The following is a 17,984-nucleotide window of genomic DNA, read 5'->3' on the forward strand; positions in this document are numbered from 1 at the left end:
TTACAAACAAAAATTGTACCATATTAGAAAGAATCGCTTTTATTTTCAAAAAGATTTAATAAATATTTATGAGCTATTATTTTACACTAAATTATCCGCAAAAACTTAAACCGTGTTCTGTGAGCGATTTACTGCGTCTTTTATTAATCCCGCGTAAATGGCGTCATTTCTTACGTACCGAACGCAAAGTATTGATTAACGGTAAATATCACTCATTTAATCAACTGATCTACCCTAAAGACAAAATTGAGCTCTGGCTGGATCACGTTGAAACAAAGCAGAATACATATCCTGCAAGCGGCAATTTACCAGATGTTATATTTGAGAACCAAAATATTTTAATCATTAATAAGCCAGCCGGTCAGAAAACGCATCCCAATTTAGCTGAAACAGATACCGCTTTAAATGATTGCGCCACTTATTTGGGTTATTCACCATTCATTGTACACCGCTTAGACATGTTAACGAGTGGCCTGCTTCTTGTTGCCAAAAATCCTGCTGTTGTCCCAATTTTAAATCGTGAATTAGTCAGTAAAACTTTTCACCGTGAATACTTAGCAGTAATTGATTTTTTAAAACCTCTCCCCCAAAAGGGAACGATTAGTCTACCTATTGGGCAAGACCCACTTGACCAACGCAAACGGATAGTAACTGCATCTGGTCTTAAATCCGTAACTCATTACCAGGTACTAAAAATTCTTACAAGACAGACTGCCTTAGTCCAGTTAGCACTAGAAACAGGTCGCACCCACCAAATTCGTGTTCATTTGGCTGCACTGGGTTGTCCAATAGTAGGAGACCCATTATATAACGCTAATTTTAAGAATGAAGAGTTCTTACATTTAACTGCATATCAAATTTCCTTAATTTCTCCTTTCACATTTAAGCGCATTAATGTCAAGTTGTCTAAAGATCAAATCCCGTTATTTACAGACATAACATAGTTTCAAAAAAGCAAAGAGACCGTTAGTCATTTTAGACTGACGATCTCTTTTTTGTTAATTCGGAGATATTATATCTAACAATTTAAAATTTAGTATATGCCATGATTGCTTGTTTAGTAGTTTCTAAAATCAGTCAAAGCAGTATCATAAAACACAATTTTCACCTGAATAACTAACACCTAAAACCATTAAAAATCGCAAGGCTTACTATTTGCACTAAATTTTAGCAATTTAATCACCCACGAAAGTACCAGCTTCTACTTCACGAATAAAATCTGCTACGTGCTTATAGTAAACTTCAGGATTATCGACCATGTGATGATGTCCAGCATTCGGTGTAATAACTAAGCGTGAATTAGGAATTTCACGTTGCATAATCTTTGCGGTTTCCAAAGGCATAGTATCTTCTTCGCCAAAAGTCAAAAGGGTCGGCATTTTTATTTGCTTTAAGTACTTTCTAAAATGCCAATCTTTTAATTTACCTGTTACTACAAATTCATTATCACCTTGAAAGGCATGGTAAACAGGCAAACCACCGATACGTTTAATATGATATAGCTTACATGGCTGTCGCCGATCAAGAAAATTAATGTTTAATATTTGAACATCCTCTTGGTAACGTTTATTGTCATAGTCGTTGTTTTCTTCACATTCACGCATAAAGTCTATTTCTGATTGGGGAAAAATTTCTTGTCTACGACGGTTAATTGACTCAATATAGTCATCAGTATCATCAACCATTGAAGAAATAATCGTGCCTTTTAAGTGCTGACCATATTTAACAGCATATTCTTGTGCAAGTAAGCCACCCCAGCTTTGTCCAATTAAGTAGCAATTATCAAGACCAAGCTTAGCGCGAACTTCATCAACTTCGTCAAGAAAATATTCATAAGTTAGGTATTTGGCTGCAATTTTAGGATCATCATAATCCGGTTGATCTGAATAAAGTGAGCCTAATTGATCATACATAGTAACTTGAACATGCAGTCCCTGCTTTGCTAATTGGTCAGCGGCGTCTTCCCAATATTCATGATTTCCTCCTGGACCTCCGTGAAGCGTTAATAAATGAATATCACCTTCACCTTGAGTACTTGTCCACAAATGATAGCCATTATCTAAAGTGATAATTTTTGTTCCAGTTCTCATTAAAAATTTACAGCTTCTTTCTATTTAATAAAACCTACTTCATTCCATAAAGGATGACTATTGTTTTGTTTTGACGGCTTAAGCGAATAGCCAGAAATCTTGTCATTAACAGCAAAGATCTGATAAGAATTATCAACTGGGATAACATAAGCCTCCTCATTCATATATCTTTGCCATTCATGAAATTTTTTAACCCGATAATCATGATTAAAAGCCTTTTGAGAATTTATTTCATTCAAAAGCTCGTTGTTTTTTGCAGTTACAAACCTTGTCATGTTAAAGGGTGCTGATTCACTATAATATGGATGGGGCGAAGGCTCAGTTGGTGTTGACCAACCAGCGAGATACATGTCAATATCTTTATTATCATGTTGTAATTTATCGTAGAAAGAATTGTGTTCAATTAAGCGACCTGTGGCTAATTGGACATTAAGTCCAACTTTATGCCATTGCTGTAAATAGTTTTGAACTATTGGCTCTTGCGTAGTATCTCCACTCATAGCAGCAAAGCGAATTACGAGAGGTTTTCCGTTAGGCTGAACGCGCCACTTTCCTTTCTTTTTATAACCCGCTTTATCTAGAATCTGATTTGCCTTTTTTAAATCGTAATTATACCCTTTTTCAGTTTTATCAAAGTAATCACCAAACTTTTCTGGGACTAAAGTTTTGACTCTAAACGTTAAGCCATACGTATAACGCTTATTGACCGCATCAACATTCATAGCGTAACCTATTGCCTGCCTTAAGGCCTTATTATTCATCTTAGCATTAGAATTCATGACATTCTTGCTCTTATTAGCATCCCATTTTCCTACTTTAAAACCCAAATAATGATAAGCAATTGGAATTTGAGCAATGAAGTTCACGTTTTTGGTAGTTTTAATTTGTGGCCACTGGGTGTTAATTACAGGAATAATATCAAATTTATTACTTTTAATTGCTTGAGAGGCAGAATTAGAAGATACTACTGAAATAACAACTTTATCTAATTTTGGTTTCCCTCTCCAGTAGTATTTGTTCGGTACCCACGTTACAGATTGTCCTCTAACTAGTTTCTCCATCTTAAACGGTCCGAAAAATAACGGATTTTTCCTAATCTTATCAGAAGATTTTAATTTTGCGAAAGGAACATCTTTCAAATAATGATAGGGTTCAACTGCTTCCCAAAGTGAACGGCTGCCTGCATTTGACATACTTGGATTTAAAGCTGAGCAGTGTAAAACAATTTTACGGCCATTTTCTCCATCAGGCATTTCAATTCCAGAAATTGTTTTAGCTTTACCTTCGTGGTATTCTTTTAGTCCCCTTAATACTTCAAACTGACTGCTATATCGCGGACAAGCCGTATCTTTGTTAGCCAAAATCTCATATGCATATTCGAAATCTTTGGCTACTACTTGTTTGCCATCAGACCATTTAACCCCTTTTTTTATATTGATTGTGATCGTCTTTTTCTTAGGGTCTAATTTACGTGTAGCTGGACCTTTATTAGTGACACCATATTGATCATCACTATCAAATAAAGTTTCTTGACCGGGAGCTGCAACCATTGAGTCTACATCTTCAGAGGAAAGTTCTTGCGAAAAAATACCTGAAAATGGAGTATCTGCGACAACGGCAACTTTTACAGTTCCGCTATTTTTAATACTTTTTTTAGGCGTCTCAACAGTAAATTTTTTTACTGTTTTGGTATCATCACTATTGTTAGCATTTTTAGCACAAGCCGCTAGTGTTAAGGCAGCAAGGCACAAAATACCAGCAGAAGCGAATTTACTTCTTTTTTTCATAAAAATCACTCATTTCATTATGTTTTACTTATATTATTAATAAATTTATCATTAATGTCAAATTCTATCATCATATATTTTGAAGAACTATTTAAGAGAACTTTTATTTAGTGTAAAAAAGCAAATGTTTCTGTATAATTTTATTATGGAAAAAATAAATATGAAAAGAGTTAGATAATGAATATGAATAAGCAAACAATTGCTGATTTAGCTCAAAAAGTGAGCAACACATTTAGATTACCCAGTTTAGGAATTGGCGTGTATCACAATGGTGAAAGTTTTAGCCATGTTTATGGTGAAGCCGAACAGGACAGTTTGTATCCTTTAGCTTCAATTTCAAAGACCTTTTTTGCCACTGCTGTTTGTCAATTAGCTGATTCTGGTCAAATTAGTGTAGATGAGCCACTTAAGAAATACTGGCCTGACTTTAAACTGGTTGACCAATACGCTCAAGACCATTTAACATGGCGTGATGCATTAAGTCATCAAAGCGGCTTGCCAGCGCATGATCTGATGCGGTTCACCAATATGAATAAACATGATTTAACTTTAAAAGAAAAAGCAGAACACATTGGTCATTTAGAGCCGAATCATGAACTGCGGTATAAAATGCAATACAGTAATTTAATTTATGCCGTTGCTACCTATGCCTTTGAGCAGGCCATTGGTCAAGATTACGGCAAATACGAACGCAGTCATTTGTTAGAACCATTAAATTTAAATCATACCTACATTAATCATCACGAAGCACCAAGGGAAAAGATAGTTAAACCTTATATTGGCGACAATAACATCACCAAAGAAGTTCCTTTTATAGCACCAGGAAAAGTTGGCGGTGCCAGCAGCATGCTTTCAACAATTTCTGATCTGCTTTCATGGGCGAAGTACCAGTTAAAATTGCAAAAAGAAAGTAAAAATAATGCTATGGCTGAACACTTCTTGCCACAGTCCATCATGTCGCCAAGCCGTGAATACGGTGGCGCTAATTTTGGCGCCTACGGCTTAGGCATGATGATGGAAGATTACCGCGGTCATAAATACTTTTATCACAGTGGTTCATATATTGGGTATTGTTCTTTTATGGGCTTTGTTCCCGATCTCGATTTGGCTTTTGTTTCAACCACTAATATGGATTCAACGGATGCTATCTTTGCATTAGCATATCAAACCATTGACAATGCTCTAGGAATAAATGAAACGGATTGGACAGCAAAAGTCAAAAAGGCTGTGGACCAAAAAATAGCAAAGCGTGAACAAAAGATTAGCAGCCTTATGGGAGACGCACCACAAAAGGTTAAAGCTAACAAAGACCAACTAGGCGACTATCACAATCCGGGCTATGGTTTAATAACTTTGAGTGAAAATGATGGTAACTTAATGGTTACTATCGGTAAAAAGGAATACCCGGTAATTGTTAATGAAGATGGTAAGATGTTTGTTGAAGTAAGATTATATCAACATCAACTTTTACCAATTGCATTCCAACAAGACCAGATTTTACTCTTAACAGAGCCAGCACTAAATAAGCCAACTGAATTCAATAAAGTAAAATAAAAAGCTTAACTGCGAAGCTAAGCTTTAGAATTACTATTAACCAGCTTTAATCAAAGCTGGTTTTTTATTTGATATGTGCGCTAATCCACGGGACAACTTTACCAATAACTTCATTTAACTTCGTAAAATCACCTGTTTCAACGTTAAAAGTGTGATTAGCACCTGAAACGGTAAAAGAATCAACATTAGCCATGTGACACGTTTTAATAAAATTCAGGCTAATATTAGGATCTAAAGTAGGATCATCTGTACAACTTCAACCAAGATCGAATTTTTAAAGTTTTTGATGTTATCGTTCACTGTGTCTTTCATATCATCTAGGAATTTTTGATATAAAAGTTCAACGCCGCCACAACTTGTATGAACAAGGCTGTAGCCTAAGTTAGCCATTTCAAATTTATCATAGCCAACATTTATTAACATTTTTGCCTTTTAAATATTAAATAAACAAAAAAGACTATGTATCAGCTACTTGCAAAAGCCGCATTGATAGTCTTCTTGTTATTTTATTTAAATGTTACTAAAACTACTTCTCTCTCTTGCCACCAAATACTGGAAAATGACTGGATGAACCGTAGTCAAAGGTTTTAACAGCCTCCAGAGTTTTCATGTCCTCATCATTAATCACAAAATTTAGTTCTGAGTTTTCTTTCATGTGAACTGGATTAGTTGATTTAGGTAAGACAACGGTGTTTAATTGCCAATCATAACGGATACACAATTGAGCAACCGACACCTGATACTTAGCAGCCATCTTTTTAATGGCTTCATTATTGAGAGCTTCACCGTGAGCAACAGGTGAAAATGACTCAACTACAATACCATTTTGCTGACAAAAATCAATTAAGGGCTTTGGCGTTGCACCAATATGGCACAAAATTTGATTAACCATTGGTTTAACGTCACTATTAGCAATTAAATTGTTTAAGTCTTCTGGTTGAAAGCTGGAAACGCCAATTGCACGTAGTTTGCCGGCCTTCATTGCTTCTTCTAGAGCACGCCATGCTTCCAGATTACCCTCAAAGTGGCGGTCATCAGACTGGTTAACTTCTATCCAGGGCTGTGGATTATGAATGATCATCATGTCCAAATAGTCTAGTTTCATGCGTAAAAGAGTTTCATCAATTGATTTTTTAGCATTAGCATAATCCTTAATTTCTGCTTCAACTTTCGAATTCACAAAAATTTGCTCGCGCTTAACTCCAGATTTTCTTATTCCCTCGCCAACTCCAGCTTCATTATGGTAAGCCTGAGCAGTGTCAATATGACGATAGCCAATTGCTAACGCGTTTTCGACAGCGGCAGAAACTTCATTGTCTGGAATTTTCCATGTGCCAAAAGCTAATTGGGGAATTTCTACGCCATTAGATAGATTCAATACTTTATCAAAAATCATAATTTGCCTCCATTCATCTTTTTCTTGAGTATAACGCTTAAATTCAACTTTAAGTCAAACTATTTTTATTTTTTTAATTTTTTAGTGGTACTGTGCAAATAATTAATACTAGCTATTAAAATTTCTGAAAAAGTTGCTAACAAAAAAGAGCAATCTTTTTGCGATTGCTCCAATGTTAATATTATTTACTAATTATTCTAAGTTCAATGAACTCTTGTCAAAACCAGCTGACTTAATCTTGTCATCAATTGATGGAGTACCAAGCCAAGTGATCATTTCCTTCATTGAAGCTGTAATTGCTTCAGTACCAGGAAGAAGAAGCTTACGAGGGTCATAACCCTTGTTGTCCTTGTCTTCATCCTTGTGGGCTTCAAAGTACTTACGAGTAGCAGCTTGGAAAGCTAATTGGAATTCAGTGTTGATGTTAACTTTAGAAATTCCAAGAGAAATAGCTTTCTTAACTTGGTCTTCAGGAATACCTGAACCACCGTGTAAAACTAGTGGTACAGAAACTGCATCAGCAATTTCCTTTAAGCGGTCAAAGTTTAAGCCTTTCCAATCAGCAGGGTAAACACCATGGATGTTACCAATACCACAAGCAAGCTTGTCAACACCAGCAGCAGCAAAAGCTTTTGCATCTTCAACAGAAGCAAGTTCGCCACCTTCAGCGCCTTGATTTTCACCAATTTTACCAATTTCAGCTTCAACTGAGATGCCACGTTCATGGGCTAACTTAACAATTTCCTTAGTCTTAGCCAAGTTTTCTTCAGTAGATAAAGCGTGACCATCAAACATAACTGATGAATAGCCAAGTGCAATACATTCCTTAGCAGCTTCAAAATCACCGTGGTCTAAGTTCAATACAACTGGAACTGAAATATCCATTGCATCAATTTCATCTTCAACTAAATCCTTAGCAACCTTATAGCCACCCATGTATTTAGCTGCACCCATTGATACTTGGATTAAAACTGGGGTTCTTGTTTCCTCAGCAGCTTGCAAAATTGCACGAGTCCATTCCAAGTTATTAGTGTTATAAGCACCTACTGCATAATGGTTTTTACGAGCATCTTTAAAGATTTGGTTACCATTATCTAAATATGCCATTAAAAATACCTCCTATTAAACTTACAGTCATATTGTATCGTATTAATTAAACATTGAACAATCTTTTATTTGATGTAAACGCTATTATTTAACATTTTTTACATTTCTTTAGGAGCATTGACTCCTAATAGACGTAAAGCCTCAGTTAAAACAATTGAAGTGGCCTGTACCAGTGCTAATCGCCCACCAATTTGAGCGTCATCAACTAAAACTTTGACATTAGCATAGTACTTATTGAATTTTTTAGCTAAATCAAGAGCATACTTTGCAATAACAGATGGTTCGAATTTAGCACCACTGCGTGCAATAATCCGTGGGAAATCGGCTAAAGACTTGGCAACGCCAAAGGACCAATCATCATCAATATTTATATCTGAGAGTTGTGGCTCATGACCTTGCGTCAAAGCTTTACGTAAAACGCTTTGTGCACGTGCATTGGTATATTGGACATAAGGACCAGTATCACCTTCAAAGCGCACAACTTCGTCCAGATCAAAGTCAAAGTTTTCGGTTCTTTCATTTTTTAAATCATGAAAAATAACTGCGCCAACGCCAACGTCATGGGCAACCTGATCTTTATTAGCCAAATCGGGATTTTTTTGCTCAATTTGCTTTTGAGCAAGTTTAACGGAATCTTGTAACACTTGATCAAGAAAGACCACATTGCCTTTTCTCGTAGACAATTTTTTGCCGTTTTGGGTAATTAAACCGAAAGGAACGTGATGGATTTCATCAGCCCAATCATAACCCATTTTTTTCAAAACAGTCTTTAATTCCACAAAATGCTGTGACTGTTCATTACCAACCACATAAAGCATTTTGACGAAGTGGTAAGTTTTCATCCGGTAAATCGCGGCTGCTAAATCACGCGTTAAATAAATACTACTGCCGTCAGACTTAACAATTATGGCAGGATTTTCATCTTCACCCATATCAACAACTTGTGCACCGCGTGATTCATGCAAAAGACCCTTTTCCTTTAGTTCATCAATCACAGGCTGCATTTTATCGTTAAAGAACGCTTCACCCTTATAAGAATCAAAGGTTACTCCCAGTTCCTTGTAAATACGTTTAAAATCAGCTAAAGAAACATCACGGAACCATTGCCATAGTTTTACTGCTTCTGGATCGCCGTCTTCCAGTTTTTTAAACCAAGCACGGCCTTCGTCATCAAGTTCTGGATGTTTTTCAGCTTCTTCATGGAATTTTACGTAGTATTTAAATAAATTCATGATGGGGTCTTTTTTAACATCTTCTTCGACGCCCCAGTGCTTATACGCGGCAATTAATTTGCCAAATTGTGTGCCGTAATCACCTAAATAGTTGATTTTTATTGGTGAATAACCAACTTTTTCCAATGTTTTCGCAATGGAATTGCCAATTACTGTAGAACGCAAGTGTCCCATTGACATTGGTTTGGCAATATTCGGACTGGACATATCAATTGGAACATTGCCTTGGCCTAATTTTTGATCACCATAATGCTCTTTTTCTGATAAAATTTCTGCAAGTGTTTGGGAAATCAACTTACTATGATTAATAGAAAAGTTAACATAAGGGCCAACAGCCTTAATCTCGGCAAAGTCAGGACTCTCAATATTACTTGCTATATCTTGAGCAATAGCAGCAGGGTTTTGGTGCATCACTTTTGCTAAAGCGAATGCAGGAAAGGCATAGTCTCCCATTTTTTCGTTTTTTGGTCGTTCAATTAATGAACTAATTTTATTTTTAGGTAAATCGACCTGTGCTGCTATCAAGTCAACAACTTTATCTTTAAAATCCATTTCAGCCTCCTAATGACAAAAAAAGTCCCTTCCTTAGGATAAAGGAAGAGACGAGTTTTTACCCGCGGTACCACTCTTGTTGATACAAAGTATCCGCTTTGTTTAATTTATTAATTAATCAGTTAGACACGCCTTCAACCATCTTTTTGACCCGACTCACATCAACTCGGGTTCGCTTGTTCAAAAAAATGTCTACTACTTCTAACCACTTTCAAAAAATGATTATAACAGGAAATATCGTTTGCGCCAACTATTTCAGTTATTTTTGACAATTACTTTTGTACCGGCGGGAATTTTTTCTACCAGCCAGCGCGAGTCAGGAACACTCAACCTGACGCAACCATGAGAAGCAGGTTTCACTCCCAGCTTTTCTGCTTCTTTAACATTGTATTTACCGTTATTTTTTGTTGGTACCGAGTGAAATAAATAAACATTATGTTTGTCCCAACTAGTCCAATTATTGGCACCCTCATTTAAATCGGGGTTGTAAAAGGAATCGCCACGGTCATTTTTGATTTTAAAAGTTCCAACTGGAGTTAAAGATTTGCCTTTTTTAAAGAGTCCAGCACTCGCAATCATGGTATATATCCTCTTGCCATTGCGCAGAATATAAACGCGATTACCTTTAAGAGAAACTCTGATAGTCAAATCATTTTCAAGATGCTTAATTTTGGGATATGGTTTAGTTTCGCTGGGCTTTTTCCAGTTAAAAGGAGCACGCAGGTCTTTGGGATCTTGATACGGGCGAAAAGAAGCTGCAGTTTTTATGACAGCAGTTTTCTTATTTGTTGTTTTATGTTCCTCTGTTATCTGAGAAGGCATAGATATTCGAGCCAAGCTGATCGCACAGATTAAAAGAACACAAAAAGCTGTCAATGTTTTTAATAAACTGTTTTTCATGTTAAATTTTTCTCCTCAACCATAATAATTGCAAAATAAGCACTAATTGGCATAATGCCTCATCAGTTTGGGCAATAACGCACTAATTTCTGTAGGACGAACAACATAATTATTTTTCGCCAATTGGTCACCAGCTAAAGAATGGATATAAACTGCAGCTAAAACAGAGTTGATATTACCACCAAACTGTGCTGTAAATCCGCCTATGATACCAGCCAAGGTATCGCCCATACCACCTGTTGCCATACCTGGATTACCAATAGGATTAACGAAAGCTGGCTCAGACTTGGAATAAACGTGGGTGTGATTGGATTTTAAAACCAAAATTGCATTTTGCGTAGGAAAAATCCTTTTTAGCGCATCCACATTGGCACTGTCAGTTTGATACGGTATTCTAATTTGACTTAAGCGTTGCCATTCCATCTGGTGTGGCGTTATAACGACTAAGCCAGCAGTTTGCGGAATTAATTCTGGCTCTTGTCCAATAAAGGTCAAAGCATTTGCATCTAAAATTAAAGTTTGCTTTGCAGAAATACTTTGATTGAGAATGGTCATAATTGTATGAGCAACAGAACCAACGCCTAAACCCGGACCACAAACAATCACATCCATTTGCGGGATCAATTTTACTAAATTTCGGTCACGCCAGTCAACAAACATAATTTCTGGATCGCGAGCGTGAAGTGCATCGAGGTTCACAGCATGAGTGGCCACAGAAATCAGTCCTGCTCCACTGTTAAGTGCACCTTCAGCCGCCATAATAATCGCACCGCCATAGTTTTCACTTCCACCTATTAAAAGGATTCTGCCATAATTGCCTTTATGAGAATCACTTGGTCTTTTTTTAATGACTTCTGGCAAAATGCTTTCTGTAATTGTGCTCATTTTTAACCTCCAAATAACCAGCGCCAGAAACGGACAAAGATATTTACTTTATTAGTTGATTGTAAGGCTTGAGCCGGCAAAAGTAATCCTGCAGGATTAAGTAATGAGATTATTTTCTGATTGCCTTTTTTAAAAATATATGAATTAACTTTTTGGCCCGACTTAATTGGCGCTTCAATCTGTTTCACAGCCAATTCAATCGTAAATTTCTGACCATTTTGCGGTACCCAAATCAAGCTGTCATTTTTCATACCAATATTGATTTGCCTTGCTTGACCATTATGAACAGCCATATTGGTTTTGCCAATAATGACTTCATTACGCTTAAATTTTAATGGTTGATAATTTTGATAAACATAGTCTAATAATTTGGCAGTTTGAATAAAACGGGCCGGGTCTGTATTGGTTTCGTGTTTAGCTCCTAACACTACTGTGATTAATCGACCACCTTTATGTTTAGCAGTTGCGATAAAACACGCACCTGCTGCGTCAGTAGTTCCTGTTTTTAAACCATCTATTTTTAATCTTTTACGATACTGCGGCATTCCTTTCAACATCCAATTAAAATTACTCATGGGTGTTGCGAAATCCTGATCTACAAAGTTCAACTTAGCTATTTTGGTAGTATTAATTACATTAGGGTAGTCTTGCAGCAAATGAAGTCCTACTAAAGCCATATCTTTGGCCGACAACATATTTTCGGCATTTTTACCTGCACCCGGGTAAGCGTCACTTCCAACACTTTTATTAGGTAAACCGCAGGTAGTATAAATACGACCATCTTTAATATCCCATTTTTGCAATTGGCGACGCATTTGTCTTACAAAAGCCGTCTGTGAGCCACTTATTGCCTGTGCCAGCATCATTGCCGCCCCATTAGCTGATTCGATCAATGTAGCTTGATATAGCTGTCTAATCGTATAAGTGTGCTTCATGCGCAGTGGAACGTTAGAATATTCTCTGTTGCTGGCAACAGCAAAAATCTGCCTTGTGGGTGTGACCCTGGTATCCCAATTGATTTTGTTCTCATCTATTGCTTTAAGTGTCAGATAAGCAGTAATAAGCTTAGTCATTGAAGCTATAGGTAAAGGCTGATTAATATTTTTGCCATATAAAACCTGTCCGGTCTTACTATCTATAGCAATTGCGGCTTTAGCATCAATTGCTACTTTGTCTTGATCATAATTATCAGGGGCCTTTTTGGCTGCAGCAACAGTGTTTACCGGTGCCATTAGCAAAAATAAGCTAATAAATATAAGTATGAGTGCTTTAACTTTATGCTTCAAGTAATAAAACTCCCTTTCCAGAATTTTTTTGAATATTTTTCTATTTATGCTTACATTTTACCAAATTTTTGGTATGATTATTACTGTGTTAAAAATGACATGCCCCGATGGCGGAATTGGCAGACGCGCAGCGTTCAGGTCGCTGTTTAGGTAACTAAGTGAAAGTTCGAATCTTTTTCGGGGCATAATTTTATAAGCTAATCCTGCTGGATTAGCTTTTTTTGCACTTAAAGTTGGATAAAATTGAAAAATTATTTAGCTCAATCCTGATTTCTAATATCCTGTAGCCAGATAAAATCATTTTGATTTATCACAAACGAAGTGGATATTGAATTAATGTTATTAGCTGGCGTTTAAAAAAACATCATTAATTTGCTTTTTTAAAAAATAAGTTTATTCTGATCATATCAAATTACTTCTCGAAAGGTACAATAATCGTTTTTATCTAGCAATAACTACATCTTACTATATAGGCAAGATGTATTGTGCTTTAAAAGCAAAGGGGGAATTAGCGTGCAAAAGCGGTTAACAAAATCAGATGATAGAGTTTTATTTGGCGTTTTAGGCGGAGTTGCTGAGTATTTCGGCTGGGATAAAGCTTGGACCAGAATTGGCGGAGCGTTTTTAATATTGTTCACAAATATTGCGGGTTTACTTTTATATCTGGTCGCTGCAATTGTAATGCCTGACAAAAATCGTCATGATGATACTCCTGCGGGTGAATTTCACCACCGTTAACATTGAGATTTAAAAATTTATCTAGTACAATATAGTTCCTTGGCAAGGGCGCGCAGAAATGTTTTTAAACCATTTTTGCAAACAAAGAGCGTTATTATCAAATATGATAATAACGCTCTTTGTTATGCATGAATATGCAATTTTTCTAAAAGAGGTACGATCTTTTCTCCTAAAATCTTTTGTGCAAGTTCAGATTTTATTGCAGCAAAGGCGTAAAATAAACATCCAGCAATTACTGAAAGCAGGACAATTACTAACGATTGCAAACTACTCTTTGGACTTAAGAAAAGTTCTAATGCCCTTTCTAAAGCTAAGACTAATATGAACATCATTACTGAAAAGGCGGTAATGCCAATAAAACGCCGTCTAGTCCGATTTTGATTAAAATTATAGCCGATTTTAAGATGCTTCAGCGCCATAAAGATAATTACCAACATGCCCAAGTTAGTTGCCAGCAGAGGTCCATAAACTTTAAAGAGATAAATCATTGGATATTGCATCAGAATTTTGATAATTAGCCCTAAAACCAAATATTTTATTGCCAACGTATTTTCTGATAAGCCCTGTAAAATAGCCATCAATACAGTAAATAACCCCAAAGAAATAGCAGTAAAAGAAGAAAGGTACAGTACATTTGAACCTAATTGGTCGTAGCCATAAAAAATAGTGTAAACCGGGGTAGAAATTGCTGCCATCCCAAAAGCAGCCGGTATCATGACAAATAAGAACAAATCTAATGTATTACCTATTTGATCCGAAATTGCGTGAAAATCATGTTTCGTATGAGCTGCTGATAATAGCGGTATTGCAGTTACTGCCATCGCACTAGCTAAAGATACAATAATCATGATCAACTTATTAGCATTAAGTGCAAACAAAGCATACCAAGTTTCAATAGTATTATTGCTTGCAGTAATTAAATTAGCAATCATTGGATGGAAAGTATATTGATCTACGAGATAGAAAAGCTGAATGCCAGCATCAATAATAATAAATGGAATAGCTTGGGCAATGATTTCAACAAATAAGGCCGAAGTTGAAACCTGAATTTCATTGTCGGAATTTTCTACCAATTCGTCAAGCATGGTTTTTCTGGAAAACAAAAACCACGCTAAAATAGCAATACCAAAAATCGCACCAATTGCAGCTGCAAAGTTGGACTGCACTACAGCATCCACAAAATTGCCGTGCTGCACCTGCATAATCACGTATGCAGTCAGCAGCATCCAAATAACACGGGCTAGCTGCTCGACAAACTGGGAAATTGCAGACGGCATCATATCTTCATAGCCCTGAAAATAACCCCTCATGATGCTCAATACAGGAATAATTAAAATGGCATACGATAGGCTGCGCATTACTTTTACCTGTCTAGGATCAACTTGGGCACCGTTAGAGGCTAAAAAAGGCGAAGCAAGGTACATGATCCCTGCTGAAATAATTCCTAAAATCACCATAAGAATTAGGCCGCGATGAAACAGTTTACGACCAACGCCATATTCATTAAGTGCATTATATTTTGCTACCTGCTTGGCAACAGCACCAGGAATTCCCGCAGTAGAAATTAAGATAAAAATACTGTAGATGTTGTAACTTCTTGCAGTCAGAGCGTTAGCAATATTACCGTAAGGTGACATCCAATAAAACCACGGAATTATATAGAGGGCACCTAAAATACGTGAAGTAATAGACCCAAAAGTCATCCACGCACTGCCTTTAATAAAAGTGTTTTGCGTATTTTGTTCTGCTGAATTATTTTCTCTCATTAATATTCCCTAAATCTTATTTACTAACTATATTATTGTGAATGAAAAAAGGCAATTAACAACAAATATACTTTGCACTTTAGGAAAAATTAACTTTATTTGGCTACAATATTGACTATTTTATTAGGTACAACAATGACTTTTTTAATTTCTTTGCCGCTTAAGAATTTTTGAACGTGAGGTAAGGACAAAGCTTGTTTCTTAACTTCTTCTTGAGCCATATCCTTTGCAGCTTTAAAGTTTCCTCGTAACTTACCATTGACTTGAACCATTATTTCAACAGTAGTTTCTACCAACTTAGCTGGATCATAGGATGGCCATTTGGCAAATGTAACTGATTCTTCGTGACCAAATATTTGCCAAATTTCTTCCATCATGTGAGGAGCAATCGGAGCTAAAAGCGTAATAAAGCCTTCGGCATATTCTTTAGGAATTGTTTTAGCCTTTTGAGCAGCATTAATAAAGACCATCAATTGTGAAATTGCCGTATTAAAGTGCAGATCATCAAAATCTTCGGTAACTTTTTTAACAGTTTCGTTATAAATTTTATCTAAAGTACCATCATTTTCATCAACGATATTTTCTTGAGGTATTGACTTTAAGTCTAAATCGTTAACAAATAAGCGCCAAACTCTGTCTAAAAATTTCTTTGTAGAAGCTGGACCATTATCATCCCAATCAATCGAGGCATCAAGCGGTCCCATAAACATTTCATACATTCTCAGGCTATCTGCACCATATTCGTCAATCACATCATCCGGGTTAACAACATTGCCCTTTGATTTAGACATTTTGTCATGATCCTTGAGAATAAGCCCTTGATTGTAAAGTCTTTGGAAAGGTTCCTCATTTGGTACAACACCCAAGTCATAAAGGACCATATTCCAAAATCTAGCGTAAAGCAGGTGTCTAACGGCATGTTCAGCACCACCAATGTAGAGGTCAACCGGCATCCATTTCTGCAGTAATTCATAATCAGCCAGTTTATTATCATTGTGCGGGTCAACAAAGCGTAAGAAGTACCAAGAAGACCCAGCCCAGTTAGGCATAGTGTTCGTTTCACGTTTACCTTTGCGGCCATTCTTGTCAACTACATTTACCCAATCCTTCAAGTTAACCAATGGACTTTCAGGAGTACCGGATGGCTTGATATCAGTGGCATGAGGCAAAACAAGTGGCAGTTCATCTTCGGGAACTAAAGTTGTTTCTCCATCTTCCCAGTGAATTACAGGAATTGGTTCACCCCAGTAGCGCTGACGACTGAACTCCCAGTCACGCAATTTGTAATTAACCTTTTGTTCTCCAGCGTGATGTTCTTCTAGCCAAGCCACAATTTTTTTCTTGGCATCTTCAATATTAAGACCATTTAAGAAATCGGAATTAATGTGCGGACCTTCACCGGTATATGCTTCTTGAGCAATATCTCCACCCTTAATTACAGCCTTAATAGGCAAATTGAATTTCCGAGCGAACTCATAATCACGCGTATCATGGGCCGGTACAGCCATTACCGCGCCAGTACCATAGCTAGCAAGAACATAGTCAGCAATCCAAATTGGAATTTCTTCGTTATTTACTGGATTAATTGCATAAGCCCCAGTGAACACACCGGTTTTGGTTTTGTTTAAATCTGTTCTTTCAAGGTCGGATTTAGATTCAATTTGTTTAATATAAGCGTTAACTTCATCTTTATGACCAGCAGTCATAATTTTTGAGACTAATTTATTTTCAGGTGCTAAAACTGCATAAGTTGCCCCAAAAAGAGTGTCTGGCCGCGTACTGAAAACGTCAAAGGTCTCTGTAGAATCTTTAACTTTAAAAGTGATTTGGGCACCTACCGAGCGGCCAATCCAGTTTCTTTGCATCTCCTTAATATTTTCTGGCCAATCAAGATTGTCTAAACCTGCTAGCAGACGATCAGCATATTTGGTAATTCTAAGCATCCACTGCTTCATATTACGACGATATATCGGGTAACCACCACGTTCAGTCTTACCGTCTACTATATCTTCATTAGCGACAACGGTGCCTAAATCAGGTGACCAATTAACTGGCGCTTCTGCTTCATAAGCCAAGCCGTTTTTATACATTTGTTCAAATGTCCATTGCGTCCACTTGTAGTATTTGGGATCGCAGGTTGTCAGCTCTCTATTCCAATCGTAAGAAAAACCCAATTTATTAAGTTGTCTTTTGAAATTAGCAATGTTTTCCTTAGTAACAACAGCTGGATCCTGACCAGTCTGCAGCGCATACTGCTCGGTTGGCAGACCAAACGCATCCCACCCCATTGGGTGAAGAACATTATAGCCCTGACTGCGTTTCATCCGTGCAACAATGTCAGTTGCTGTGTAACCTTCAGGGTGTCCAACATGCAACCCTTTACCAGATGGAAAAGGAAACATGTCTAGAACATAATAATTTTTCTTTTTAGAATCAGTGCTAGTTTTAAATGTTTGATTTTTTTCCCAATAATCCTGCCACTTTTTTTCAACGACTTTGTGATTGTACATATTTTCACCTCATAAAAAAAGCCCTATGAAACAATTCATAGGACGAATAATCGCGGTACCACCTAAGTTCCACACTAAAAAGTGTGACACTCACGCCCCTTAACGCGGATAGCTAACGATAGACTTGTCTTCAGGCTCAGTTCATAACTTGTTTTTCAAGTCTTGCACCAACCGACTCTTC

15 protein-coding genes, 1 tRNA gene and 1 other annotated feature (1 of these 17 only partly in view) are annotated in these 17,984 nt (G+C 36.8%); of the genes, 4 read left to right on the forward strand and 12 right to left on the reverse strand.

Features of this window, described 5'->3' with window-relative positions; genetic code table 11:
• Nucleotides 1-68: 68 nt before the first annotated feature.
• Nucleotides 69-944: an RluA family pseudouridine synthase gene (locus tag DLD54_RS05845; protein WP_109918572.1), complete on the forward strand. Its 876-nt coding sequence runs from the start codon at nucleotides 69-71 to the stop codon at nucleotides 942-944.
• Nucleotides 945-1,175: 231 nt separating this feature from the next.
• Here DLD54_RS05845 and DLD54_RS05850 read toward each other — a convergent pair whose 3' ends face one another.
• Together DLD54_RS05850 and DLD54_RS05855 are read right to left on the reverse strand one after the other, a co-directional pair.
• On the reverse strand, nucleotides 1,176-2,090 hold the full coding sequence (locus DLD54_RS05850; RefSeq protein WP_109918573.1) for a proline-specific peptidase family protein: 915 nt from the start codon (nucleotides 2,088-2,090) through the stop codon (nucleotides 1,176-1,178).
• 20 nt (nucleotides 2,091-2,110) lie between these two features.
• Nucleotides 2,111-3,877, reverse strand: coding sequence for an oligopeptide ABC transporter substrate-binding protein (locus DLD54_RS05855; RefSeq protein ID WP_109918574.1), 1,767 nt, complete (start codon nucleotides 3,875-3,877; stop codon nucleotides 2,111-2,113).
• A 177-nt stretch (nucleotides 3,878-4,054) separates the two neighbouring features.
• Between DLD54_RS05855 and DLD54_RS05860 the strand changes: the two genes are divergently transcribed.
• The gene (locus DLD54_RS05860) at nucleotides 4,055-5,431 is read left to right on the forward strand and encodes a serine hydrolase domain-containing protein (RefSeq protein WP_109918575.1); all 1,377 of its coding nucleotides are present in this window, start codon (nucleotides 4,055-4,057) and stop codon (nucleotides 5,429-5,431) included.
• A 64-nt stretch (nucleotides 5,432-5,495) separates the two neighbouring features.
• On the opposite strand, the gene DLD54_RS08915 is transcribed toward DLD54_RS05860, so the two are convergent.
• From DLD54_RS08915 to DLD54_RS05895, 8 genes are all read right to left on the reverse strand, one after another.
• Entirely contained in the window at nucleotides 5,496-5,624 is a 129-nt protein-coding gene (locus DLD54_RS08915) for a hypothetical protein (RefSeq protein WP_255409535.1), read from the reverse strand.
• A 38-nt stretch (nucleotides 5,625-5,662) separates the two neighbouring features.
• Nucleotides 5,663-5,854, reverse strand: a complete 192-nt coding sequence (locus DLD54_RS05865; RefSeq protein ID WP_109918576.1) for a hypothetical protein — start codon at nucleotides 5,852-5,854, stop codon at nucleotides 5,663-5,665.
• 103 nt (nucleotides 5,855-5,957) lie between these two features.
• The gene (locus DLD54_RS05870; RefSeq protein WP_199692040.1) at nucleotides 5,958-6,827 is read right to left on the reverse strand and encodes an aldo/keto reductase; all 870 of its coding nucleotides are present in this window, start codon (nucleotides 6,825-6,827) and stop codon (nucleotides 5,958-5,960) included.
• A 192-nt stretch (nucleotides 6,828-7,019) separates the two neighbouring features.
• Nucleotides 7,020-7,934, reverse strand: coding sequence for a class II fructose-1,6-bisphosphate aldolase (gene fba / locus DLD54_RS05875; RefSeq protein WP_038523383.1), 915 nt, complete (start codon nucleotides 7,932-7,934; stop codon nucleotides 7,020-7,022).
• Nucleotides 7,935-8,032: 98 nt separating this feature from the next.
• Complete coding sequence (gene argS / locus DLD54_RS05880; protein WP_109918578.1) at nucleotides 8,033-9,718, reverse strand: arginine--tRNA ligase; 1,686 nt, start codon at nucleotides 9,716-9,718, stop codon at nucleotides 8,033-8,035.
• 255 nt (nucleotides 9,719-9,973) lie between these two features.
• Nucleotides 9,974-10,618 (reverse strand): L,D-transpeptidase, encoded by a 645-nt coding sequence (locus tag DLD54_RS05885; RefSeq protein ID WP_109918579.1) that lies wholly within the window; start codon nucleotides 10,616-10,618, stop codon nucleotides 9,974-9,976.
• A gap of 42 nt (nucleotides 10,619-10,660) precedes the next feature.
• Nucleotides 10,661-11,503, reverse strand: a complete 843-nt coding sequence (locus tag DLD54_RS05890) for an NAD(P)H-hydrate dehydratase (RefSeq protein ID WP_109918580.1) — start codon at nucleotides 11,501-11,503, stop codon at nucleotides 10,661-10,663.
• A gap of 2 nt (nucleotides 11,504-11,505) precedes the next feature.
• Nucleotides 11,506-12,735, reverse strand: a complete 1,230-nt coding sequence (locus tag DLD54_RS05895) for a serine hydrolase (RefSeq protein WP_109919014.1) — start codon at nucleotides 12,733-12,735, stop codon at nucleotides 11,506-11,508.
• A gap of 155 nt (nucleotides 12,736-12,890) precedes the next feature.
• Here DLD54_RS05895 and DLD54_RS05900 point away from each other — a divergent pair.
• Both DLD54_RS05900 and DLD54_RS05905 read left to right on the forward strand, forming a co-directional pair.
• A tRNA-Leu gene (locus DLD54_RS05900) sits at nucleotides 12,891-12,974 on the forward strand.
• Nucleotides 12,975-13,302: 328 nt separating this feature from the next.
• Nucleotides 13,303-13,527: a PspC domain-containing protein gene (locus DLD54_RS05905; protein WP_038523398.1), complete on the forward strand. Its 225-nt coding sequence runs from the start codon at nucleotides 13,303-13,305 to the stop codon at nucleotides 13,525-13,527.
• A gap of 122 nt (nucleotides 13,528-13,649) precedes the next feature.
• On the opposite strand, the gene DLD54_RS05910 is transcribed toward DLD54_RS05905, so the two are convergent.
• Together DLD54_RS05910 and leuS are read right to left on the reverse strand one after the other, a co-directional pair.
• On the reverse strand, nucleotides 13,650-15,293 hold the full coding sequence (locus tag DLD54_RS05910) for a putative polysaccharide biosynthesis protein (protein ID WP_109918581.1): 1,644 nt from the start codon (nucleotides 15,291-15,293) through the stop codon (nucleotides 13,650-13,652).
• A gap of 95 nt (nucleotides 15,294-15,388) precedes the next feature.
• Nucleotides 15,389-17,803: a leucine--tRNA ligase gene (gene leuS / locus DLD54_RS05915; RefSeq protein ID WP_109918582.1), complete on the reverse strand. Its 2,415-nt coding sequence runs from the start codon at nucleotides 17,801-17,803 to the stop codon at nucleotides 15,389-15,391.
• Nucleotides 17,804-17,838: 35 nt separating this feature from the next.
• Nucleotides 17,839-17,984: a binding site (T-box leader), on the reverse strand (it continues 47 nt past the right edge of the window).

Source organism: Lactobacillus helsingborgensis (assembly GCF_003173695.1).
GTDB lineage: Bacteria > Bacillota > Bacilli > Lactobacillales > Lactobacillaceae > Lactobacillus > Lactobacillus helsingborgensis.